Origin of the sequence: Microlunatus phosphovorus NM-1 (assembly GCF_000270245.1) — a bacterium.
GTDB classification, from domain to species: domain Bacteria; phylum Actinomycetota; class Actinomycetes; order Propionibacteriales; family Propionibacteriaceae; genus Microlunatus; species Microlunatus phosphovorus.
In genome coordinates this window covers 2,234,570-2,258,318 of sequence record NC_015635.1, presented here as the reverse complement: position 1 = coordinate 2,258,318, position 23,749 = coordinate 2,234,570, and the positions used below count along the sequence as shown (strand labels likewise).

The following is a 23,749-nucleotide window of genomic DNA, read 5'->3' as shown; positions in this document are numbered from 1 at the left end:
GTCGCGTGTGGCCTGTGGATATCTCCAGACACAACCTAGGCGAACACGTGTTCGAACTCTAGTCCGACACGCCGAGCCGTTCGAAAAGGCCGACAGAGGAGCCGATCAGCGCTCGGAAGCGGGGAGTTCGAGGGCACCCCAGACCGCACGCCAGATGACCTTGAAGGAGATGCCGTCGTCGATCGCCTGATCGACCGTCCGTCCACCCAGCTCGGCCAGACTGTGCTCGGCGGACCACACCCGGCTGTAGCCACGCCCCAGCTGGGTATCCAGCCGCGCCCACAGCTCGGTCTCCTTCATGCCTGCTCTGCCTCATCTCTCGGTCGCAACCCTCGCTCACATCGGAGGACCACCGTACGCCGGTTGTGAGCCATAGGCGTGTCGGCCAATGGGCCCATCGGCCGACCTAGATCCGACTTCGCACCAGCTGCTGCGACTTCGCATGGGGTCTACCTGGTGCGCAGATGACGCAGTTGGTGCGAAGTCGGCATGGGCCGCGGACCTGACGACTGAAGCAGCATCGGTGCCGAGGACCCGGATCCCACCCTCAAGGCGTACCCGCTGACGCCACCGGGCCAATGACGTCCGCGATTCGGGCGGCACACCCGTACGTCTCGCACCGCCGGGCCACGAACGACCGCGGACCAGGCGGGAGGCACGTACGTCTCGCGCCCCCGGGCCACGAACGACCACCAGCCCCGCAGGAGGCACGTACGTCTCACGCCCGCGGGCCACGAACGACCGCGGACCAGGCGGGAGGCACGTACGTCCCGCACCCCCGGGCCAATGACGTCCGCGATACGGGCGGAACACCCGTACGTCTCGCGCCGCCGGGCCACATACGACCGCGGACCAGGCGGGAGGCACGTCCGTCTCACGCCCGCGGGCCACGAACGACCACCAGCCCCGCAGAACACCCGTACGTCTCGCACCCCCGGGCCACGAACGACCACCGTCGCTCCGCCGCACAGCGAGTCGACGACCAGCGCTGTCAGTGGCAGCGGGCAGGATGTGAGGGTGCCTGTTCAGACCCCTGCCGCAGCCCAGGCGCTGCGCGCGTTCAGCCCGGCGACCGCCACCTGGTTCGCCGAGGTGTTCGCCGCGCCCACGGCGGCCCAGATCGGTGCCTGGCAGGCGATCTCGTCGGGTGAGAACGCGTTGGTGATCGCGCCGACCGGCTCGGGCAAGACGTTGGCTGCATTCCTCGCCGCGTTGGACTCCCTGATCCAGGATCCGAAGCCGCCGGCCAAGCAGCGCTGTCGGGTGCTCTATGTGTCGCCGCTCAAGGCGCTGGCGGTTGACGTGGAGCGAAACCTGCGGGCACCGCTGGCGGGCATCACCCAGACCGCACTTCGGCTTGGTCAGACTCCCCCATCGTTGAGCGTCGGAGTGCGCTCCGGCGATACGTCGGCGGGTGACCGGCGCAAGATCGTCACGCATCCACCGGACATCTTGATCACCACGCCTGAGTCGCTGTTCTTGATGCTGACCTCGGCGGCCCGCGACGTGCTGCGCTACGTGCACACCGTGATCATCGACGAGGTCCACGCCCTGGCGGGCACCAAGCGCGGCGCGCACCTGGCGCTGTCGCTGGAGCGGCTGGATGCTCTGGTCGCCGACAGCAACAAGTCAAACCAAACCGCCCGCCCGGTCCAGCGCATCGGCCTGTCGGCAACCGTGCGTCCACCGGAGCGGGTGGCCCGCTATCTGGGTGGCAGCCACCAGGTGACCGTGGTGGCCCCACCGGCCGCGAAAGCCTGGGATCTCTCGGTCGTGGTGCCGGTCGAGGACATGGGCGACCTGGCCAGCACGGCTTCGACACCCACCTTGGATCTCGACGTTGACGGTGCTCCGCCGCCCCGGCCCTCGATCTGGCCGCATGTGGAGAACCAGATCCTGGACCTGATCAACGCCCATCGGTCGACGATCGTGTTCGCCAACTCCCGGCGACTCGCCGAGCGACTGACCGCGCATCTGAACGAGCTCCAGGCCGAACGCACGGCAGCAGCCCATTCGGCCGAATCGGACGAACCAGACGAGTTCCCTGCTCTCCTCGCCGAGTTCCCACCGCCGGCGGAGATCATGGCCCAGTCCGGCGCCAGTGCCGGCCACGACGGGAGCACCGGCTATCCCGTGGTCGCCCGTGCCCATCACGGCTCGGTCAGCAAGGAGCAGCGTGCTCAGATCGAAGGCGATCTGAAGTCTGGGCAATTGCCGTGCGTGGTGGCGACATCGTCGTTGGAGCTCGGCATCGACATGGGTGCGGTCGACATCGTCGTCCAGGTCGAGGCACCGCCGTCGGTGGCCAGCGGCCTGCAACGCGTCGGGCGAGCCGGCCATCAGGTCGGGGCGACCTCCCGCGGCGTCTTCTTCCCCAATCACCGGGGAGATCTGATCGAGTCGGCCGTGGTCGTCGAGCGGATGCGAGCCGGCGCGATCGAGGAAGTGACAACCCTGCGCAACCCGCTCGACGTGCTCGCGCAGCAGATCGTCGCCATCGTGGCCAGTGCCGCAATCGGCAGCAACGTGGACAGCCAGAATCAGCAACCGACCGAGATCACCGCCGACGAGGTCTATGCCCTAGTCCGGCGAGCCGACGGTTACCGAGATCTGCCGCACAGCGCCTTCGAGGCGACGCTCGACATGCTCAGTGGGCGTTATCCGTCCGAGGACTTCGCCGAGCTGCGACCACGGCTGGTCTGGCACCGGGACACCGGCGTGCTGAGCGCTCGCCCGGGAGCGCAGCGACTCGCGGTGACCTCCGGCGGCACGATCCCGGACCGCGGTCTGTTCGGAGTCTTCCTGATCGGCGAGGGCTCAGCGTCAGGCAAGCACAACCCGGGCCGTCGGGTCGGCGAGCTCGACGAGGAGATGGTCTACGAAACCCGGGTCGGCGACGTGTTCACCCTCGGCACGACGAGCTGGCGGGTCGAGCAGATCACCCACGACCAGGTGTTGGTCTCCCCCGCCCCCGGCACTCCGGGCCGGCTGCCGTTCTGGAAGGGCGACTCACCACCGCGACCTCTCGAACTCGGCCGGGCGTTCGGCGCCTTCGTTCGCGAGCTAGCCGGTCTCGAGTCAGATCAGGCGTACGTACGGCTCCGCGAGGCCGGTCTGGACGAGCTGGCGGCGCGCAACCTACAGAGCTACCTGACCGAACAGCACCAAGCCACCAACGCACTGCCGACCGACACCACCGTCGTCGTCGAGCGCTTCCGCGACGAGCTGGGCGACTGGCGGGTCTGCGTGCACTCCCCGCTGGGCTCCGGAGTGCTGACCCCATGGGCCCTGGCGATCGAGCGAGCGGCCCGTGAGCGGTACGGGATCGAAGTCCAGGCCACCGCCACCAACGACGGCATCGTGCTTCGTGTGCCCGACACCTCGGCGGAGCCACCCGGCGCCGAGCTGGTGATCGTCGACCCCGATCAGCTGGAGAGCATCGTCACCGACGAGGTCGGCGGGTCCGCGCTGTTCGCCGCCCGGTTCCGCGAGTGCGCCGCGCGGGCGCTGCTGCTCCCTCGCCGCGACCCGCGGTCCCGCTCTCCGTTGTGGCAGCAGCGGATGCGGTCGGCCCAGCTGCTCACGGTCGCCGCCCAGTATCCGGAGTTCCCGATCGTGCTGGAGACCATGCGGGAGTGTCTCAACGATGTGTTCGATCTCGACGGCCTGCTCGAGGTGCAGCGGGAGCTGGCGGCACGCACCATCCGGCTGGTCGAGGTCGAGACCCGAGAGGCCTCGCCGTTCGCCAAATCGCTGCTGTTCGGGTACGTCGGTGCCTTCGTCTACGAGGGCGACGTCCCCCTGGCGGAGAAGAAGGTTGCGGCGCTGTCGTTGGATGCCAGCCTGCTGGCCGAGCTGCTCGGCCGGGACGGACTGCGGCAGCTGCTCGACCCGGCCGTCATCGCCGCGACCGAAGCAGACCTGCAGGGTCTCAGTGAGCAACGCCGGGCCACCTCGGCCGAGCAGCTTTTCGACCTGATCCGCACCGCCGGACCGTTCACCCCCGCCGAACTCGCCGACCGGGTCGCCGAGGGCCTCGACCTCCACGCGGCACTGACCGAGCTCACCCTCGCGCGACGGCTGGTACAGCTGCGGATCGCCGGCCAGGAGATGGTCGCCGTCGTCGAGGATGTCCCCCGGCTCAGAGACGGCCTGGGCGTGCCCGTGCCGCCGGGCGTGGCCGCCGGCTTCGAGGAGGTCAGCAACCAGCCGATCCATGATCTGGTGCTCCGCTGGGCACGGACGCACGGACCCTTCACCGTCCTGACGGTGGCTCGGCGCTATGGGCTGGGCCGAGTGGTGATTGCAGACGCCTGCTCAGATCTGGTCCGCTCAGGTCAGCTGGTCCGCGGCTCGTTCGTCGATCCCGACCCGGCCGCCGGCGACGAGGAGCAGCTGTGCCACACCCAGGTCCTGGCGCTGATCAAACGCCGTTCGCTGGCTGCGCTGCGCCGCGAGGTGGAGCCGGTCGAGCAGGTTGTCTTTGCCCGCTTCCTCGCGGAGTGGCAAGGTGTCGGCTCCCACGCCCGAGGCACCGACGCCGTGCTCTCCACCCTGGAGCAGCTGGCCGGATATGCGATGCCGGCCAGTGCCGTCGAGTCGATGATCCTGCCGGCCCGGGTCGAGGACTACCGGCCCGCGATGCTGGACGAGCTGACCAGCGCCGGTGAGGTCTTCTGGGTCGGCGACGGGGCGATCGGCGACCGGGACGGCTGGGTTCGCTTCCAGTTGGCGGGCAGCGATTCACCGCTTGACCCGGCGCTGGCCCGGAGCGGGGTGGAGTCCGCCCAAGCCCGCCAGCTGCTGGAGAGGTTCGCGCCCGGCGGCGCCTACTTCTTCGACGCTTTGCTCTCACCCGATGCCGAGCCGGACCGGAGCAGCTGGGTCGCCGCGCTGTGGCAGCTCGTCTGGGCGGGCCTGGTCAGCAGCGACACCTTCACCGCCGTCCGCAATCTGACCATGGCGGGAGCGCACAAGCCCGCTCGTCGTCCCCCGCCGCGCAACTATCGCGGGCGACCACGCATCCCGCGCCCCGGTCGCGGGGACCGGCCGACTCGACTGAGCTCACCGACCACCGTCGGACGCTGGTCCCTGGTCGCGCCGGCCACTCAGCCGCCCTCAGCCCGGCTGGCAGAAGCCATGTTCACCCAGCTCGACCGCTATGGCGTGGTCACTCGGGGCAGCGTGCTGACCGAATCCGTCGAGGGTGGCTTCGGCACCGCCTACCGGGCGCTCAGCGCCTTGGAGGAGTCCGGACAATGTCGCCGCGGCTATCTGATCGAGGGGCTCGGTGCAGCGCAGTTCGCCTCGACCGGCGCAGTGGATCGGCTGCGCTCGGAGCAGACCGAGTCCAGCGAGCGACGCGGACTCGTGCTGGCCGCCTGTGATCCAGCCAACCCGTACGGGGCCGCGCTGCCCTGGCCCGAACGGGAGGGACATCGTCCCGGCCGCAAGCCAGGTGCGCTGGTCACCTTGGTCGACGGGCACCTGGTGTTCTATGTCGAGCGCGGTGGCAAGACTCTGCTGTCGTTCACCGACGACCCGGTCATGCTGGCCCCGGCGGCGGCTGCCTTGGCGAGATCCGTACGGCTCGGACAGCTGGGCCGGCTGACCGTGGAGCGCGCCGACGGCCAGCACGTGTTCGGCTCGGCGCCGGTCAGCAGGAGCTTGCAGGACGCCGGCTTCGTGATGACTCCGTCGGGACTGCGGCTGAGGCCGAGTCCGGCAGAAGCGCTCAGCCGATGACCGTCGCACTCGGCGGGCCGGAGCCGATCGGCCGCCAGCCGTCCGCAAGCAACCGGCGGACCCGAGGTGTCGCGCCGTCGAGGATGTCGGGCCCGGCAAGCAGCGCGAGGTACGGGCCGACGAGGGACATCAGCGTGGGATCGACGGCCGCGGCGGAGCATACGACGTCGGCGGTGACGGGTTGGGCAAGATCCAGCTCCCCGCCGGTGAGACGGCGGAGGATCGACTCATCCTGTCGGACATGGTCGAGATACCACGGATAGATGTGTTGTTCCGCCCACTCGTCCAGTTCCGCGGAGATCTGGCCGAAGTCCGATCCAGGATCGGCGAGACGAGCCATCAGGTGCACCGCGTGGGGGAAGGCCAGTGACAGATAGAGGCCGTACGCCGGATTCAGGGTCGTCACAGCGTCACCGATGAAGAACAACCCACTCGCCGGCGCCACGCCACGGGCGGGACCTTGGTGCCGGTAGGTGTTCGTGAGGTTGCCGGCAACCACCGGATCCGAGACAGGCTCGTACCGTGCCGGGTCACGCCACGGCGAGAGGTTCGGCACCGCCGCGGCTGCCCGGTCGAACGCCAGGCCGTCCCGCAATCGGCGGAAGTCTCGGTTCGACGCCGGATAGGTGAACAGCAGCGAGTGGTGTCCGCTGTCGGACGGCATCACCATGCTGAGGTAGTCCGGTCCCTCCACCACCGACGGCACGGGCAGATCACAGCCGTCCCCCGGGTTGCGGCTGCGATAGGACCTGGATACGGAAGAGAAGCCGCATAGTCCGCCCTCGGCGGGACCGCGAAGCGCGTCCCCGAGGTGGCTGTTCTTGCCGGTCGCCACGACGACCACGTCCGCGAGCTGCCCGACACCGTCCACGACCAGACCGCCCGCGATGCCACCATCGATGATCACATCGTCGACATGTCCTGTCCGCCAGTCCACCCCTTCCTGCCGGCGCGCCGCCTCGCGCAGTGTCGACTCGAACACCGAGCGGCGGCAGAAGATGTTGGCGGATTCATCCGGCGCCTGCGGAAGCCGCCCGATCCGCGATCCTGCGGTCAACAGCGCCTGGTACACATCGGGTAGCTGGTGGATCAGACTAAGCCGCGCCCCGCTCCGAAAACCGTGTGGCTGATTGAACTGCATGACCCCCACTCGGGTCCAGTCTCCCGAGCGCGGAGGTCCCGGATCGCGGTCGATGACGAGGACCGAGTGGCCGCGACGGGCCAGGCCGATCGCGAGAAACGCTCCGACCGGCCCACCGCCAGCGATGGCAATCCGCATCACCAGACCTCCTCGTGGAGCTGACTCGGGACGTGTGCTCGGAGCCCTGTCGGCCGGGCCCCCGTCCATCCTGGCGACCGCTCGATCGTGCGGAAGAGTAGCCGGTTACTCCATTCGTTCGCCGCGGTTCAAAGCGGCGGCGAGTTCGGCCCGCGTGCCGAGACCGAGCTTCTGGTAGATGCGATACAGATGCCCTTCGACGGTGCGTGCGGACAGCACCAACCGAGTGGCGATCTGGCGGCTGGTCGCCCCGTGGGCCGCCAGTTCCGCGATCTCCCACTCCCGCCCGGTCAGTGGCAGGGCCAGCACGCACCGGGCCATGGCTGCGGTCCGTGCACCGCCGGCCGACTCGATGAGCCGCCGTACCCGAACCCGAGACTCCTGTGCCGCCACACCGGCGCCGCTGCGCTGGAAGGCTTCGCAGGCCAGCACGGCCGCGTCCCCGGCGGCCATCAGATCGCCCATCCGCTCGAGTCCGGCCGAGGCCTCCCGCAACACGGCACCGTCGCCTTGCTCTGCGGCCGTCGCGAGCAGCCGGACGAGCTCTGCCCGAGGTCCGTCGACGACCGTCGCCAGAGCCCCTACCCTGGCAGCGAGACCGGGAGCACCCAGCAGGACCGCCCGCTGCAACGACAGCAGCTCGTACGCGGCATGGGATCGGGCACCTGCGAGGTCTGCGGCGGTCAGGGCGAGGTCGATCGCCTCCTGGGTGGCGCCCTCCGCGGAGGCAACGCCGGAACCGGCGAGCATCAAGTCGACGTCCAGCAACGCAAACGACGGCTGTCGCCTGGCTTGTGCTTCGACGTACCACTCGCGCGCGGCATCGACATCGCCCAGCAGAGCAGTGGCCGAGCACATCCCGACCGCGCAGACGAACCGCCAGGGGCCCAGATCGCCGTACGGCGCGAATCCGGCCCAAGCCTCGCGGAACAGGCGAAGGGCCGAATGCACGGCTCCGCCGGACAACTCCGCATCCCCTGCCATGCACGCCACGAACTGGGCGTACGGCTCCTTGCCGAGTGCCTCGCGATGACGGTCCCCGGCGATCCGGCGAGCCACGTCGAGGGCACCGGCAAGGCAGTAGCCGTGCACAGCCATTGGGGTCACCGACACCCCGAAGCTTGCCGGCGCGCCGGCCAGTGCGACTGCGGCGAGTCCCTGCTCGGTGGCTGTGACGAAGGTAGCGAACCGGCCGCATGCCGCAGCCTGCGCCGCCACGGCCGTGGCGGCGAGCGCCGTCGCCTCGGGCGGCAGGTTCGGATCGAGCAACAGACCGGCCGCATCCCGCAGCTCGCCCGCCCAATAGACCTCGATCAGCGACCGACCGGCGAGGAGGATCGGCGAATCCGGCCACTGGACTCGGCCGGCATCGAGCACGCCGACCGCGGCCTCGGGCTGTGCGCACCCCCAGGCCAGGTGGAGCGCCCGATGCAGAACAGCGTGCACGGCCTCATCCGGCGTGCGTGCGAGCTCGGCCAATCGGATCAACTCACGGTCAGCTGCCCCCGGGTCTCGACCCGCCCAGGAGCGAACGAAGGCACGTACGTTCTGCGCAGCGAAGCCCTCGCCGGCAGCGAGCGCCGCACCGGCCAGCCGATCCGCCAGATCCGAGTCGCCGGCGGTCACCGCCAGGGCGGCGCCACGGGTGAGGAGTCCCGCCGGCGGCGTGGCATCGGCGTCGAGCGACAGGACCGCCCGACGCAAGGTGAGCACCGGATCAGGTGCCGCGTCATGTGCAAGCGCCTCCGCGATCCGTCCCCGAAGTCGCCGTGCCCGCAGCCGCGGCAGCGCTGTGACCGCGACCTCGCCGAACAACGGATGTGCAGCGCGGGCGACCAGCCTGCCATTCGCTTCATCGATGAGGATCACGCCGTGCCGTTCGGCGCGCTCCGCCGCCTCGGCCGAGGTCAGGCGAATCAGGGCCGCCAGCTCCAGTGGCTCCGCCAGCGCCACGAGATCGAGCACCTCGCCGACGGCCTGCGGAAGATCAGCGAGCCGATCGGTGATCAACTCCGACAGCCCGGGAGGAACCCCTGGCGTCACATCCCACCGCCAGATCTCGCCGACCCGCATCAGATGACCAGCCTCGCGTTGACCCTCGACGAGCTGGCGGAAATACATGACGTTGCCGCCGCTGAGACTCGTCAGGCGGGCAGCGGCGAAGGAGTCGAGGGCACCGCCGAGGCTCGCCTCCGCCGCAGCGATCAGCTCCGTCTCGTCGAGGTGTCCGACATCGAGGCGCCGCAAGTGCCCGTCGCGCCACAGAGCCGTGATGTCCTGGGGGACCGGTTCCCCCGAACGGATGGTGAGGATGAGCGTCACGGCACGATCCACGACCAGCCGGCGAACCAGCGACGCCGACCGCTCGTCGAGCAACTGCGCATCATCGATCAGGCACGCCGTGGCCCCGGCGCGGGACCGCGCGCCGAGAATCGCGCAGACCGCAGTGACCAGATCGCCGGTGGGATCGACCGGGAGCGAGTAGGCGCCGAAGGCCCCGAACGGCACCGATGAGGTCGAACCCGTCGCCATCACGATCCGGGCCTCACGTCCCCGTTGTCGGAGTCGCCGGATCGCGACCTCCGCGATCCGCGTCTTGCCCACCCCGGCCGGACCGACGAGCACGATTCCCGCGGTGCCCGGTCCACAGGCCGCCACCACCGCGTCCACCTCGCGACGTCGCCCGACGAACGGCCACCGCGATGGCATGCGAGGAGTGTAGCGTCGCAGTGTCCGCACCTGTCTTCGCGGCGGCGCGACGCGGGGAGCGAGTCCGCGACCGCTAGGCAGCAGCCTGAGCCACGGTGTCGTGGATGGTCGGCAGCGCCGCCACCCGCTGGGTCAGCTGCTCGTGAGCCGCCATCTTCTCGCTGACCAGATTCAAGATCACCGACAGCGGCACGTCGAGGGCCGCGCAGATGGCCGCGAGCAGCTCGCTCGAGGCCTCCTTCTGACCACGCTCGACCTCGGACAGGTAGCCCAGACTGACTCTGGCGCCCTGCGAGACCTCGCGGAGGGTCTTGCCCTGGGACATCCTCTCCTCACGCAGCGACTCGCCGATGAGCTCTCGGACGAGCACCTGCTTCAGCGGAGGAGAAAGACGCATGTAGAGACTGTACCCAGCCACACCGACACTGCCTCGGCTGACCGGGCACTGAGCATCCGTGTCGGGGTGCCGAGACTGCCCTCGGGCCCACTCAGGACCACTCAGAGCCCTCAGAACCCGTCAACGACTCCAGCAGTAAGGCCAGCACGGCGATCACCGTCTGGGTACGAATCGCATCACGGTGCCCGGTCAGCCTGAGTTCGCGGACCCGAACCCCACCAGCCACGGGATACCCGGCCACGGCGATGAAGACCTGCCCGACCGGATGCCCGTCCTGAGAGTCCGGGCCGGCCACCCCGGTCGTCGCCAAGCCCCAGTCCGCGCCGCAGGCACCAGCCGCACCCGAGGCCAGTTGCGCAGCGGTGCTCTCAGCCACCGGTCCGTCTTCGGCCAGCGTGTCCGCCGAGACACCTGCCAGTGTGGCCTTCAGTTCGGTCGCGTACGCGATCAGCCCGCCGCGGTAGACCACCGACGCCCCCGGCACTCCGGTGATGGTCGCTCCGAGCAGTCCGCCGGTCAGCGACTCGGCAGTCGCCAGGGTCTCGCGCCGCGCCCGCAGCGCGGTCACGACCTCTGCCGCGAGCTGCGGCAGACTCACGGTCTCGAAGCCTGCCGCCGCAGCTTGATCGCCTCGCGGACGTAGTCGATGCCGGTGACCACGGTGAACAGGAATGCCGCCGCCATCACGACCACCGCGAACCAGTGCAGCGGCCCACTGGCCGGCAACGGCAGCAGATACAGGATCAGGGCCACCGCTTGCAGCACGGTCTTGATCTTGCCGCCACGGTTGGCCGCCATCACCCCGTACCGGAGCATGAAGAACCGCATCACCGTGATCCCCCACTCCCGGACCAGGATGATGATGGTCACCCACCAGGGCAGCTCGCCGATGATCGACAGACCGATGAACGCCATGCCAGTGAGGGCCTTGTCGGCGATCGGGTCAGCGAGCTTGCCGAATTTGGTGATGATGTCGTACTTGCGGGCGAGGTGGCCGTCGATACTGTCGGTCAGGATCGCCACCGCGAACAACACGGTGGACGCGATCCGCCAGCTGGTCTCGTACGGGTGACTCAGCAGCATCCAGGCGAACACCGGCACCAGTACGCAGCGGAACGCGGTCAGCGCGTTCGGCACATTCCAAGGTGAGGCCTCCGGCCGATCGGCCGGAGAACCGGTGTCGCTGGGTCCGGTTGGGGTGCTGCCCATGGTCATCAGCCTGCCACCACCGCAGGATGCCTCTGCGCCGTGGCGCGCAGATCGACACCATCGGTGTCGACCACGGTCACCTCGACCAGGTCGCCGATGGTCAGCCCGGCGGCATCCAGCAGTGTCACACCGTCCACCTCGGGTCCTTGATGTTCGGCTCGGCCGGCGGCGACCCGGCTACCTGCTTCGTTCTCGATCTCGTCCACCAGCCCAACCTCATCCACCAGCACGGTGAGCACGCTACCGATCCGCTCCTCCGCACGCTGCGCGACCAGCTCGTCGGCGAGGTCGGCAAGAGCGGCACGACGCTCCTCGATCTCCTCCGGCGGCAGATGACCATCAAGTCCGACAGCCTCCGTGCCCTCCTCGTCGGAGTAGCCGAACACGCCGATCGCATCGAGCCTGGCTCGGGTCAAGAAGTCCGCCAGCACCTCGACGTCATCGTCGGTCTCACCCGGGAAGCCGACGATGACGTTGCTGCGAATGCCCGCGTTCGGCACCTGAGTGCGGACCTGATCGATCAGACCGAGGAACGACTCCCGGTCGCCGAAGCGTCGCATCCGGCGCAGCACCGAACCGGAAGCGTGCTGGAAGGAGAGGTCGAAGTACGGCACCACGCCCGGGGTCTGGGCGATCACCTCGATCAGCCCGGGTCGAGTCTCCGCCGGTTGCAGGTAGGTCACTCGGACCCGTTCCAGCCCGTCGACAGCGGCCAACTCGGGCAGCAGCTTCTCCAGCAACCGCAGATCACCGAGGTCCTTGCCGTAGGACGAGGAGTTCTCGCTGACCAGCAGCACCTCCTTCACCCCACTGTCGGCGAGCCAGCGGGCCTCGGCCAGCACCTCGGCCGGCGGCCGGGACAGGTACGCACCGCGGAAGGCGGGAATCGCACAGAAGCTGCACCGGCGATCGCAGCCCGACGCGAGCTTGAGCGGCGCCCACGGGCTGGTGTTCAGCCGGCGGCGCAGCACCCGCGGACCGCTAGCCGGAGCGATCCCGCTCGGCAGGTCGGCGACACCGCCGGTAGGCGTGATCATGGCGTGCCCCGGCGTGACCACAGAACCCGCCGAGGCTGCTCGCTCGCGGGGAGCCAGCGGCAGCAGGGACCGCCGATCGCGCGGGATGTGCGAGATGTGCTTTCCGCCGGCCACGATCGTCTGCAGCCGGTCGGCCACGTCCACGTAATCGTCGAAGCCCAGCACCGCGTCGGCCTCGGGCAGCGCGTCGGCCAGCTCGGTGCCGTACCGTTCCGCCAGGCAGCCGACCGCGACCACCGCCTGCGTACGCCCCTCGCCCTTCAGATCGGCAGCCGCGAGCAGGGTGTCGATGCTGTCCTTCTTCGCCGACTCGACGAAACCACAGGTGTTGACCATCACCGCATCGGCGTCAGCCGGATCAGCTACCAGTTCGAAGCCGCCCAGCTCGAGCCGGGCGGCGAGTTCCTCGGAGTCGACGTCGTTGCGGGCGCAGCCCAAGGAGACAAGGTGGACGGTGGTCGGCCTGTTCAGCACAGTCATGGCCGCACCAGTATGCCGGACCGGCGCAGTTCCTCAGCCTGCCCGCAGGTTGTCCACCACGGCATCGAGCTCGTCGGGCTTGACCAGCACCTCACGTGGCTTGGAGCCCTCCGACGGACCGACCACGCCACGCGTCTCCAAGATGTCCATCAGCCGGCCGGCCTTGGCGAAGCCCACCCGCAGCTTGCGCTGCAGCATCGAGGTGGAGCCGAGCTGCAAGGTGACCACGAGCTCGACCGCCTGCAGCACCAGGTCCAGGTCGTCGCCGATGTCCTCGGCCACCTTGTTCGCCGACTCCGCGGGGGCACTGATGTCCTCGCGATAGACCGGCTTGAGCTGCTCGGTGACGTGCCCGACGACAGTCCTGACCTCGGCTTCGGTGACCCAGGCACCCTGGATGCGGATCGGCTTGCTCGACCCCATCGGCAGGAACAGTCCGTCGCCTTGACCGACCAGCTTCTCCGCGCCCGGCTGGTCGAGGATGACCCGGGAGTCGGTCATCGAGGACGTCGCAAACGCGAGCCGGCTGGGCACGTTGGCCTTGATCAGACCGGTGACCACGTCGGTCGACGGCCGCTGGGTGGCCAGCACCAGGTGGATGCCGGCCGCGCGGGCCAGCTGGGTGATCCGGACGATCGAGTCCTCGACGTCGCGCGGGGCGACCATCATCAGGTCGGCGAGCTCGTCGATGATCACCAGCAGGTACGGGTAGGGCGCGAGCACCCGCTCCGAGCCTTCCAGCGGCTTCACCGACCCGGCCCGGACCGCCTTGTTGAAGTCATCGACGTGCCGGAAGTTGAACGCCGCGAGGTCGTCGTAGCGCATGTCCATCTCGCGCACCACCCACTGCAGCGCCTCGGCCGCCTTCTTCGGGTTGGTGATGATCGGCGTGACCAGGTGCGGGATGCCCTCGTACGCGGTCAGCTCGACGCGCTTGGGGTCGACCAGCAACATCCGGACCTCGTCCGGCGTCGCCCGCATCATCACCGAGGTGATCATCGAGTTGACGAAGCTCGACTTGCCGGAGCCGGTGGCGCCGGCCACCAGCAGGTGCGGCATCTTGGCCAGATTGGCGACCACGAAACCGCCCTCGACGTCCTTGCCCAACCCGACGGTCATCGGGTGATGGTCGTTGCGCGCCTTCCCCGACCGGAGCACGTCACCGAGGGAGACGACTTCCTTGTCGGTGTTGGGGATCTCGATGCCGATCGCCGACTTGCCGGGGATCGGCGACAGGATCCGCACATCCGCGCTGGCTACCGCGTACGCGATGTTCTTGCTGAGTGCGGTGACCTTCTCGACCTTGACCGCAGGCCCGAGCTCGACCTCGTAGCGGGTGACGGTCGGTCCCCGGGTGTAGCCGGTGACCGCTGCGTCGATCTCGAACTGCTCCAGCACACCGGTGAGCGCGCCGACGACCCCGTCGCTGGCCTCGGTGCGAGAGCGGTGCACGCTGCCCTGGCGCAGCTGCTCGGAGTCCGGCAGCAGATACTGCACGTCGCCGGACAGCTGCAACTGCTCGACTCGTTGTGGGATCGGGGTGTGTGCCGGGGCCTCGAGCTCGGGGCTCTCGTGCACCTTGACACCCGGCGGCAGGCCGGCGGTCACCTTCTTGGGCTTTTCCGACGTCGGCGCCACGGCCTCCTCGCCGAAGACGGCGGAGGCGTCGAGATCGGGCTCCAGGGCGATGCCCTCAGCCGGATCGAAGTCCAGCTCCGCCTCGGCGGTCAGCGCGGCCTGCTTGCGCTTGCCCCGCTTCGGACGCTCCTCGATCACCGGCGTCTCGTACGCCTCGTCGCCGTGATAGTCCTCGACCTCGCCGCGGATCACCAGCGGACGACGGAAGGGCTCCATCCGGTCCCGCACCCGACCGGGGATCTGATGCAGCGGGATGCCGACCACGACGAGCACACCGAAGCCCAGCAGCAGCACCAGCAGCGGCACGGCCACGTAGGGCGTGAGCAGGTCGGCCAGCAGACTCGAGGACAGATAACCGGCGATGCCACCCGCCTCGCGCAGCGCCTCGGGATTGTTGGTGCGCGGCAGTCCGTCGGCGATGTTGATCAGGCCGAGCAGCCCGAAGGTGATCGCCGACCAGCCGACGAACTGGCGGCCGCCGGGGCCGTTGCGCTCGGGGTGACGAATCGTGCGCCAGGCCATCACGATCAGCAGCAGCGGCGCCGCGTACGCCAGGGTGCCGATCAAGGTGGAGACGCCGAGGTGGACGGCCGTGCCGACGCTGCCGGGCAGCCCGAACCAGAACTCGGCACCAATGATGATGGCGGTGCCGATCAGGAAGAGGCCGACGCCATCGCGCCGCAGCGCCGGGTCGAGGTCACGCGCGCTGGTGCCAATGGCCCGGATCGCCGAGCCGACCAGATGGGCCAGACCGAGCCAGATCGCGACCAGTCCGGCGCCGATGCTCGCCAGGATCGAGCGCCGCGACTGGCGCGACCGGGAACCCGACCGCGAGGCCGGGCGGTGATTGGGCTTCTTGGCGGGACCGCGACTGGGCGTACGGCTGCCGCTCCGGGAACTCCCAGAGCGCGCGGAGGTAGTGGACTTGGTCTTGCTTCCTGACGACCGCGGCGGCGAGCCGGCACCGGATGAGGTGCTGGCTTTTGCTCGCGACCGCGGTGGGGAAGGCACGCGGGTCGCCATAGTCCAGCAGCCTACGCGATCACCACTTCAGTCACAGCAGTCCCACGCGGATTGCTGAGTATCGACTGAGTGACGCTCGCCTCGCCCACCCCCACTTCGCACCAGCTGCGTCTTCTGCGCACCAGGTCTGCCGGGGGCAGTAGCCATAGTTGGTGCGAAGTCGGACCTAGCGGATCCGACACCCCGCCGTCGGTAGCGATCGAGAATCCACGAGCCCATCTCGATCTGCCCTCCGGGAGCCTCCTAGAGATGGCGTCGGAGCCGCCAGAGGTGGTCGGTGGGACCAATCCCGGCCCCGAGGGGAAAGCCGGCTGCCACCGCGCCGGTGATGTATTCCTTGGCCGCCGCGACCGCGCTGACCACATCGTCGCCCCACCCCAGCCGGCTCGCGATTGCCGACGCCAACGTGCAGCCGGTGCCGTGGCTGTGCCGGTTGTTCGACCGCGCCGCAGCGAACGCCTTGGCGGTGCCGTCGGCGCCGTACAGCTGGTCGATCGGATCGCCCTCGGCATGTCCACCCTTGATAAGCACCCAGGCCGGTCCGAATCCCAGCAGCACCTCGGCCAATTCGCGCGGCGACCCGTCCCGCCCGGCGAGCAGGCTGGCCTCGGGCAGATTGGGCGTGATCACCGTGGCCACCGGCAGCAGCTCATCCCGCAGGGCCGCCACCGCGTCATCGGCGATCAGCGCGTCGCCGTGCTTGCTCGCGCACACCGGATCCACCACCACCGGCACCTCGTCGGGCAGCTCCGCCAACAGCTCAGCGACCAGCCGCGTGGTGGACGCCGTCCCGAGCATCCCCGTCTTCACGGCGTCCACGCCGATGTCGTCCACCACACTGCGTACCTGCGCGCGGACGGCTTCGTCCGGCAGTGGCCACCAGCCCTGGACGCCGACCGAATTCTGCGCGGTGATCGCGGTCAGCGCACTCATCCCGTGCACACCGAAGGCCAGCAGGGTCTTCAGATCGGCCTGGATCCCGGCACCGCCGCCGGAATCGGATCCGGCGATGGTCAACACCCGTGCCGTCGGCAGCCGCCGCTCCCCCACGTTCATCTCCCGCCTCCGAAGTGATCCCAGCCTGCGGCACCTTTCCAGGGCGCACCGTCCACCAGCACCCCGGGCTCCTCATCCTCGCCGATCTGCCGGGTCCGGCCGACCACTCGCCAGCCGTCGGGCACCTGGTCCGCGCTGGAAAAGCACGCGGCCAGCGCATGGTCCTCACCACCGGTCAGCAGCAGCGCGTACGGGTCCTTGCCGGTCGCTGCCGCCACGGCCCGCAAGACATCGGGCACCGGGAAGGCTGACAGGTCCAACTCGACCATCACTCCCGAGGCGCGCGCCACGTGCCCCAGGTCGGCCAGCAGACCGTCGGAGACGTCGATCATCGCCGTCGCGCCCGCCTCGGCGGCCACCCGGCCCTGCCCATACGGCACCTCGGGCACCCGCTGAGCCTCGACGACGGCTCGCGGGGACCGGAAGCCGCGCTGCAGCACCGCCATACCGGCGGCAGCCCAGCCGGTCCGCCCGGTCAGCGCGACGACCTGGTCAGACCCGGCGCCGGAGCGCCTGATCAGCGGCCCGCCGTCCAGTCCACCGAGCACCGTGACCGAGATCGTGACGTCCCTGGCGCCGGTGACGTCGCCGCCCACCAGGGTGACCCCGGCGCGCTCACCCTCGGACCGGATGCCGTCGGCCAGCTCCAGCGCCCAGGCCAAGGGCAGATCCGCAGGTGCCGACAGGCCGACGACGACCGCCACCGCCCGGCCTCCCATCGCCTCGATGTCGGCGACGTTCACCGCCACAGCCTTGCGGCCGACGTCGGCGGCCGAAGACCAGTCGCGGCGGAAGTGGACACCTTCGACCAGGACATCCACCGAGGTGAGCACCGGTGGTTCGATGGCCAGCGCTGCGGCATCGTCCCCCGGCCCGAGCACCACTTCCGCCGAGGGCGGCAGGTCGGCGACGATCCGGGCGATGAGGGCGAACTCACCGGACTCGCCCAGGGTGGGTCCCGAGCGACCCGTGCCGGAGCGAGCAGGCCCGGTGGGAAGGGAGCCGGCGGAATTGGGGCCGATGGGCAAGATCTCAACTCTCTCTTGGTCAGCAGGTCTTATGCCGTTTCAGTTCACACGGTAGGTTGACGGCGTCTCCCAGTGCGGCACGAGCGGCAGGGCGACGTGACAGCGTGGCTCGAATCGGAGGAACAGCATGGTCGTTCAGGCATACATCTTGGTGCAGACCACCGTCGGCAAGTCAGCCGATGTCGCCCGCGCCATCGGCGCGCTCCAGGGTGTCACGCTCGCCGAGGACGTGACCGGCCCGTACGACGTGATCGTGCGCGCCGAGGCAGCCAGCGTCGATGAGCTCGGCGCACTGGTGGTGGCTCAAGTCCAGAACGTGCCCGGCATCACCCGGACGGTCACCTGCCCGGTCGTCCACATCTGAGGCCCTCGATCCTGCGCCGCCTCCCTCACTACGGCGCAGCCGTAGTCCTCGGCGCCAGCCTGGTGCTGGCCTCGGCGATCGGCTGCTCGCGGACGGTCACGATGGCCGACGCCAACCCGTCGGCAGCGGTCCGGGCTCAGTGCGCGGCGTTGATGGGCGCGCTGCCGGAGATCGTGCTGGACCAACACCGCCGGACCGTCGATCCCGGCCAGTTGTCGGCCGCCTGGGGCGATCCGACCATCACGCTGAAGTGCGGTGTCGACAAGCCACCAGGTCTGGGGGCGGAGAGCGAGTGCTTCGAGGTGAACGGCGTCGGCTGGTTCGCCGAAGAGGCTGAGGGCGGCTACCTGTTCACCACGATCGGCCGCCCGGCTTATGTCCAGGTCGGAGTTCCCTCGAAGTACGCACCAGAGGCGCATGCCCTGGTCGACCTGGCTGAGGCGGTCAAGACGATCCCAGTCAAGCAACCCTGCCTATGAGCCGTTTCCGCGACCTCAGTTCGGGTGCTCCACGAAGTTGAGCACATTGCCGTCGGGTGCCCGGACCAGGAATCGGTGTACGCCCCACTCCTCGGTCGTCAGCGGACGTACGATCTCGTAGCCCAGCCGCAGCGCTTCGGCGTACGCGCTCTCGACGTCATCGACCAGCACTGAGGCGACCGAGTCCTCAGGAGACGTTGCGTCGGCGGTGACGAGCTGGACACATCCGCCGGCCTCGGCGGACGTGAAGCGGGCTACCCAGCCCAAACTGAACTCCTCGCCCAGGCCGAGGAAGCCCTCGTAGAAGCTCCTGGCCGCCTCTATATCGGGGACGGAGAGATTGGCGATGATGCGATGTACGCGCATGACGCCATCATGCTCCGCGTTTGATGACGCTCGCCTCCGTGCCCGGAGATCGAGGGCCCGGAGATCAATGCTTAGCGCAAACCGACCGGACGCTCCATCGCGAGTTGCAGCAGCCGATCCACCAACTCGGGGTAGGCCATGCCGCTGGCGGCCCACATCCGCGGAAACATCGAGAGCGCGGTGAACCCGGGCATGGTGTTGATCTCGTTGACGTAGACCTTCCGGTCCCGGGTGACGAACACATCGACTCGAGCCAGCCCTTCGCAGCCGATGGCTTCGAAGGTCCGCACCGCCAGCCGGCGTACCTCCTCGGCGATGTCGGCATCGACGTCGGCGGGAACGTCGAGATCGACCTGCTCCTCGGGCAGGTATTTGGCATCGAAGTCATAGAACCCGGAGTCGGTGTGCACCCGGATCTCGGCCACCTGGCTGGCTTCCGGATCGGCCCCGGCGAGTCCGCCCAGGACGCCGCACTCCAGCTCACGAGCGTCGACGAAGCCCTCCTCGACGATCACCTTCGGATCGAACTGCTGGGCATGCTCGACGGCAGCGACCAGATCGTCGCCCTCACCGACTCGAGTAATGCCGAGACTGGATCCGCCACGGGCTGGCTTGACGTAGAGCGGGCGATGCAGTGCGGCCACGGCCTCCAGGCAAGCGCTCCGGTCTCGAGACCACTCCCGTGGCAGGATCGACACGAACGGCCCGACAGGCAGTCCGGCAGCGGCCAGCACGACCTTCATGTAGGTCTTGTCCATCCCGACCGCACTGGCGAGCACCCCGGCTCCGACATAGCGGGTGCCCATCATCTCGAACATGCCCTGGATGGTGCCGTCCTCACCGAACGGGCCGTGCAGCAGCGCGAAGGCCACGTCGACCGAGCCCAGCCTGGACAGCGCCGACTCGCCGGTCGAGGCGTCGTCGGCCGTCAGCAACGTGCCGCTCTCGTCGGAGTCCATGCTCCCCCGGGGATCCGCGGCAATCGCCAGGTCGCTGCCCCCGGCCGTCCGCAGCCAGATCGCGTCGAGCAGTTCCTCGCTGAGGGAGGGCAACACCCCGTCGATGACCTGCATCTGGCCGGCCAAGTCGTCGGGCACCACGACCCAGCGACCGCTCGGAGCGATGCCGATCGCGACCACCTCGTAGCGATCCCGATCGATGGCGTTCAGCACACTGCCTGCGGTCAGGCAGGAGATCGCATGCTCACTGCTCGTACCGCCGAAGACAACGGCGACGCGAGGGCGAACGTTGCGGGGACGGATGGTGGGGCTGTCGGTCATCGCATGCTCTCCGGCTCAGTCATCACATGCTCTCCGGCAAGGGACGGCATTCATCGCGTGCGACCCTACCCGCCAGCTGACCTCGGCCCGGCCAGGCGCGCGAGTGTTGGCAGACTTGCGCTCATGACCACCCCTGAGCCCGGCCTGCACCCTGCGACGATCGCCGTCCATGCTGGTCGGCCACCGGCCGTGGTCGACGCGCCACTCAATCCCCCAGTCGTCTTCGCCTCCACGTACGTGGGCGCCGATCCGGCCGGTCAAGGTGAGGTGGGCTACGGCCGGTACGGCAACCCGACCTGGTCGGCCTTGGAGCAGGCCGTTGGCGAACTGGAGGGTGGGTCGGCGCTCGCGTACGCCAGCGGCATGGCAGCCGCGCACGCCGCCTTGCAGCTCGTGCCGGCCCGCGGGGTCCTGGTGCTGCCGCGCCACTGCTATTTGGGGGTCTCCTCGGCAGCCGAAGAGCGCGCCGCCCGGGACGGTCTGCAGATCCGTCGCGTCGACGTCGCAAACGCCGAGGAGGTCATCGCGGCGGCTTCCGGCGCTGACCTGGTGTGGCTGGAGTCGCCGACCAACCCGTTGATGGAAGTCGCCGATCTGCCGACGATCTGCGGCGCGCTGGCCGGGGTGACGACCACGCTCGTCGACAGCACCTTCGCGACCCCGCTGCTGCAACGGCCCCTGGATCTGGGCGCCGATCTGGTGCTGCATTCGGGCACCAAATTCCTCTCCGGCCACTCCGACGCTCTGCTGGGCGTGTTGGTCGGCCGGGACTCGGAGCTGCTGGCCCGTCTGAAGGGAACCCGCAGTCTGCACGGTGCGGCACCTGGGGCGATGGAGACCTATCTGGTGCTGCGCGGGCTGCGTACTCTGCCGTTGCGGCTGACCGCTGCCCAAGCGAACGCTCAGCTGCTGGCGGAGCGGCTGGCCGCTCATCCGGGCGTGACCCGGGTGCGCTATCCGGGGCTGCCGGGGGATCCCGGACATGCTGTGGCGAAGCGCACCATGGCCGGATTCGGGTCCCTGCTGTCAATCGAACTGGCCGACGGTCCGACTGCCGTGGCGTTCATCCAGTCGGTGAAGCTCTGGGTCCACGCCACCAGCCTCGGCGGCGTCGAGTCGATGCTGGAACGCCGTCGGCGCTGGGCAGCGGAGCTGCCGACCGTGCCGGAAGGACTCGTCCGACTTTCCGTCGGCGTCGAGCACGTCGAAGACCTCTGGACCGACCTGGCTCAAGCGCTTGAGCGGGCGACACCGCGGGACTTGTGAAAGTCATGGTGCGAGGTCGCATCAAACCTTTCACAATCCCGAGGTCGGGCAGCCGGTTGGGCAGTGAGACCATGCGACGATGCCGGCTGTTTCCGATCGCGTCCGCCTGGCCGCACGTGATTGGCAGCTGACGCTTGGTCCGTTGCTCGCCGGCGGCACCAGATCCGCGGTCTACGAGGCCTGGGATGAAGCTGGCCGCGACGTGGTACTGAAGGTCCCCGCCACTCGCGCCGATCACCGCGATGCCGCCACAGACGAAGCCGCCGCGCTGGCCGCGTGGGCGACGAGCGGCGCCGCGGTCGCGATGCTCGACGCGACTCCGGACGCGTTGCTCCTCGTACGCGTGCGCCCTGGCGCATTGATGCCCTGGCGGACGGATGCATCTCTCGACGACACCATCGGAGCCGCAGCAGAGCTCCTCCATCGACTCTGGTCTGCCCGCCCCGAGTCGTACGCCTATCCGACATTGGCACAGGTGTATCCCGAGGACGATCGAGTCGCGCGAGAGGACGCGAAGCACGAGCAGCTCGTCCACGGCAACCCGGAGCGCGGCATGCCCGGGGTGACTCGGTTGCCGGCAGCGGCCGTCGTCGCTGAAGAGCTGATCCGAACCACCGCCGATCCGGCTTTGCTGCACGGTGACTTCATCACCAAGAATCTGCTCAGCGACCACACCAGCCCGGTGGGCTGGGTCGCGATCGATCCGCTGCCGATGACCGGCGATCCGGCCGCGGAGGTCGCCTCCTTTGCCGCCTATCAGCCTGCCGAGCTGATCCTGCCCATCGCGGAAGCCCTGGCCGTTCGTACCAGCACCGATCCCCGACGTGTGCTGCGCTGGACCGCCGTCTGGACGGTGCACCAGGCAGCGCAAGCTTGGCGCGATGACCAGCAGGAGCTCGAGCGGCTGGTCGAGTCCCCTGCGATCACGACATTGCTGCGGCGGTAGCCGGCGGCAAGACGTTCCCGCGGGAACGTCTTATCCTAACGGGCAGACTGGCCAGCCCTCGGATCAAGCTGCCGGCACGACGCCGGCCAGGACCGTCGATCGTCAGATCGGGGAAGCGGGCGATCAGTTCCCGTACGGCGATCGTCGCCTCCAGCTTGGCCAGCGGTGCGCCGACGCAGTAGTGCAGTCCGGCGGAGAACGCCAGGTGATCACGATGCGAGCGGTCCAGGTCGAACTCATCCGGCCGGTCGACCACCTGGGGATCACGCCCCGTGCCACCGATCATCGTGATGATCACGTCGCCGGCCGCGACCCGCAGCCCTCCGAGTTCGACGTCCTCGCGCGCCACGCGGGCGGTCCGTTGCACCGGCGGGTCGAAGCGCAGGGTCTCCTCCACCGCGGCGTCGACCAGTGACGGATCCTCGGCCACCCGCCGCCACGCCTCGGGCCGTTCCAGCAGCGCCAGCACGGTATTGCCGATCAGATTCACCGTCGTCTCGAAGCCGGCGATCAGCAACAGCGTGCAAAGCGGCACCAAGTCGTCCGGGCCGACCTGCGTGTCGGGCGCCGCCACCATCCGGCTGATCACATCGTCGCCGGGCTCGGTACGCCGCAGCTCGCACAAGTCGATGAAGATCCGTCGCAGCTGACGCTGTGCCTCGAACAGCTCCCGGGCGTGCTTCAGCGACTGCAAACCGCCGAGCGCGCTGCCGAAGGTGGCACCGTACCGCTGGAACTCTGCGCTGTTCGCGTCCGGGATGCCGAGCAGCCGGGTGATCACCGCGATCGGCATTGGCGCGGCATAGCCGGCGACCAGGTCGAAGCGGCCCTCAGCCGGGACGGCGTCGAGTAGCCCGGTGACGATCTCGGTGATCTGTCCGTCGAAACTGGCCACGGCCTTGGGAGAGAAGGTCGGCATCACGAATCGGCGCAACCGGGTGTGCTCCGGCGGATCCATCTCCAGGAACGACAGCTGAGGCGAGCCGGAGCGCTGGTCCTCGGCGCGCATCTGGACACCGAACCGGCGGTCACGCAGCACCTGTCCGCAGATGTCATGGCTAGCCGAAACCCATAGCTTGGCGGTGGAACGGCTCAGTGGTCCACGGGCGCGTACCTCCTCGTAGATGGGATAGGGGTCCCGTCTGCCCTCGCTCAGGTGCAATCGGCACAGCGGATCGCGGCGGAGGTGAGCCCCGTAGCGCAGCGCCAACCGCTCCTTGGCGAAACCCGCAACGAACCGCAGTTGCTCTCCTCGCGCCATGTTGGTCCTCCGCTCCCTCGACGATGTCGGTACGCCGTCCAGTGTGTCTCGCGATCAAGCTGTTATCGATGACTGTCGTCACCGATCGGCGCGGGCGAAGTGAGGGCTCCTCAGACCCGTGAGGCAAGCCTTCTCTGGCTATCGCGAGCCACCGAACAGGGCTACGGTGAGGGGAAACGGCGCCTT

At 69.0% G+C, this 23,749-nt stretch carries 18 protein-coding genes; 5 read left to right on the top strand and 13 right to left on the bottom strand.

The features are described from left to right. Nucleotides 1–105: 105 nt before the first annotated feature. Nucleotides 106–300: a DUF3046 domain-containing protein gene (locus MLP_RS10225; RefSeq protein WP_013863000.1), complete on the bottom strand. Its 195-nt coding sequence runs from the start codon at nt 298–300 to the stop codon at nt 106–108. A gap of 717 nt (nt 301–1,017) precedes the next feature. On the opposite strand from MLP_RS10225, the gene MLP_RS10220 reads away from it, so the two are divergent. Then, on the top strand, nt 1,018–5,745 hold the full coding sequence (locus MLP_RS10220; RefSeq protein WP_013862999.1) for an ATP-dependent helicase: 4,728 nt from the start codon (nt 1,018–1,020) through the stop codon (nt 5,743–5,745). Here MLP_RS10220 and MLP_RS10215 read toward each other — a convergent pair. The 9 genes from MLP_RS10215 to MLP_RS10175 form a co-directional block, all read right to left on the bottom strand. Then, a complete protein-coding gene (locus MLP_RS10215; RefSeq protein ID WP_013862998.1) occupies nt 5,735–7,024 on the bottom strand; it encodes an FAD-dependent oxidoreductase in 1,290 nt (429 codons plus the stop codon). The genes MLP_RS10220 and MLP_RS10215 overlap by 11 nt on opposite strands. 105 nt (nt 7,025–7,129) lie before the next feature. After that, nucleotides 7,130–9,733: a LuxR C-terminal-related transcriptional regulator gene (locus MLP_RS10210; protein ID WP_013862997.1), complete on the bottom strand. Its 2,604-nt coding sequence runs from the start codon at nt 9,731–9,733 to the stop codon at nt 7,130–7,132. Between the two features lie 73 nt (nt 9,734–9,806). Then, the gene (locus MLP_RS10205) at nt 9,807–10,112 is read right to left on the bottom strand and encodes a helix-turn-helix domain-containing protein (RefSeq protein WP_083844004.1); all 306 of its coding nucleotides are present in this window, start codon (nt 10,110–10,112) and stop codon (nt 9,807–9,809) included. Nucleotides 10,113–10,221: 109 nt separating this feature from the next. After that, entirely contained in the window at nt 10,222–10,728 is a 507-nt protein-coding gene (locus MLP_RS10200) for a CinA family protein (protein ID WP_013862995.1), read from the bottom strand. Continuing rightward, nucleotides 10,725–11,345 carry a CDP-diacylglycerol--glycerol-3-phosphate 3-phosphatidyltransferase gene (gene pgsA / locus MLP_RS10195; RefSeq protein ID WP_013862994.1) on the bottom strand — a complete coding sequence of 207 codons (621 nt, stop codon included), beginning with the start codon at nt 11,343–11,345 and terminating at the stop codon, nt 10,725–10,727. The genes MLP_RS10200 and pgsA overlap by 4 nt, the downstream gene beginning before the upstream one ends. Further along, a complete protein-coding gene (gene rimO / locus MLP_RS10190) occupies nt 11,345–12,856 on the bottom strand; it encodes a 30S ribosomal protein S12 methylthiotransferase RimO (RefSeq protein WP_013862993.1) in 1,512 nt (503 codons plus the stop codon). Before rimO ends, pgsA begins: the two co-directional genes overlap by 1 nt. Nucleotides 12,857–12,889: 33 nt before the next feature. After that, on the bottom strand, nt 12,890–15,517 hold the full coding sequence (locus MLP_RS10185) for a DNA translocase FtsK (RefSeq protein ID WP_013862992.1): 2,628 nt from the start codon (nt 15,515–15,517) through the stop codon (nt 12,890–12,892). A gap of 243 nt (nt 15,518–15,760) precedes the next feature. Then, the gene (thiD, locus tag MLP_RS10180) at nt 15,761–16,573 is read right to left on the bottom strand and encodes a bifunctional hydroxymethylpyrimidine kinase/phosphomethylpyrimidine kinase (protein WP_013862991.1); all 813 of its coding nucleotides are present in this window, start codon (nt 16,571–16,573) and stop codon (nt 15,761–15,763) included. Then, nucleotides 16,570–17,601, bottom strand: a complete 1,032-nt coding sequence (locus tag MLP_RS10175) for a thiamine-phosphate kinase (RefSeq protein WP_013862990.1) — start codon at nt 17,599–17,601, stop codon at nt 16,570–16,572. Before MLP_RS10175 ends, thiD begins: the two co-directional genes overlap by 4 nt. A 127-nt stretch (nt 17,602–17,728) precedes the next feature. Between MLP_RS10175 and MLP_RS10170 the strand changes: the two genes are divergently transcribed. Further along, nucleotides 17,729–17,965 (top strand): Lrp/AsnC family transcriptional regulator, encoded by a 237-nt coding sequence (locus tag MLP_RS10170; RefSeq protein WP_013862989.1) that lies wholly within the window; start codon nt 17,729–17,731, stop codon nt 17,963–17,965. Then, nucleotides 17,944–18,444, top strand: coding sequence for a DUF3515 domain-containing protein (locus MLP_RS10165; RefSeq protein ID WP_407939012.1), 501 nt, complete (start codon nt 17,944–17,946; stop codon nt 18,442–18,444). Before MLP_RS10170 ends, MLP_RS10165 begins: the two co-directional genes overlap by 22 nt. A 15-nt stretch (nt 18,445–18,459) precedes the next feature. Here the strand turns inward: MLP_RS10165 and MLP_RS10160 are convergent, their stop codons facing one another. Together MLP_RS10160 and MLP_RS10155 are read right to left on the bottom strand one after the other, a co-directional pair. After that, nucleotides 18,460–18,810, bottom strand: a complete 351-nt coding sequence (locus MLP_RS10160; protein WP_013862987.1) for a VOC family protein — start codon at nt 18,808–18,810, stop codon at nt 18,460–18,462. Nucleotides 18,811–18,881: 71 nt separating this feature from the next. Continuing rightward, nucleotides 18,882–20,090, bottom strand: coding sequence for a D-alanine--D-alanine ligase family protein (locus MLP_RS10155; RefSeq protein WP_013862986.1), 1,209 nt, complete (start codon nt 20,088–20,090; stop codon nt 18,882–18,884). Nucleotides 20,091–20,213: 123 nt separating this feature from the next. Between MLP_RS10155 and MLP_RS10150 the strand changes: the two genes are divergently transcribed. Both MLP_RS10150 and MLP_RS10145 read left to right on the top strand, forming a co-directional pair. Next, the gene (locus tag MLP_RS10150) at nt 20,214–21,356 is read left to right on the top strand and encodes a trans-sulfuration enzyme family protein (RefSeq protein ID WP_013862985.1); all 1,143 of its coding nucleotides are present in this window, start codon (nt 20,214–20,216) and stop codon (nt 21,354–21,356) included. A gap of 79 nt (nt 21,357–21,435) precedes the next feature. Beyond that, on the top strand, nt 21,436–22,302 hold the full coding sequence (locus tag MLP_RS10145) for an aminoglycoside phosphotransferase family protein (protein ID WP_013862984.1): 867 nt from the start codon (nt 21,436–21,438) through the stop codon (nt 22,300–22,302). Here the strand turns inward: MLP_RS10145 and MLP_RS10140 are convergent. After that, nucleotides 22,280–23,563: a cytochrome P450 gene (locus MLP_RS10140; protein WP_013862983.1), complete on the bottom strand. Its 1,284-nt coding sequence runs from the start codon at nt 23,561–23,563 to the stop codon at nt 22,280–22,282. The genes MLP_RS10145 and MLP_RS10140 overlap by 23 nt on opposite strands. Nucleotides 23,564–23,749 lie beyond the last annotated feature (186 nt).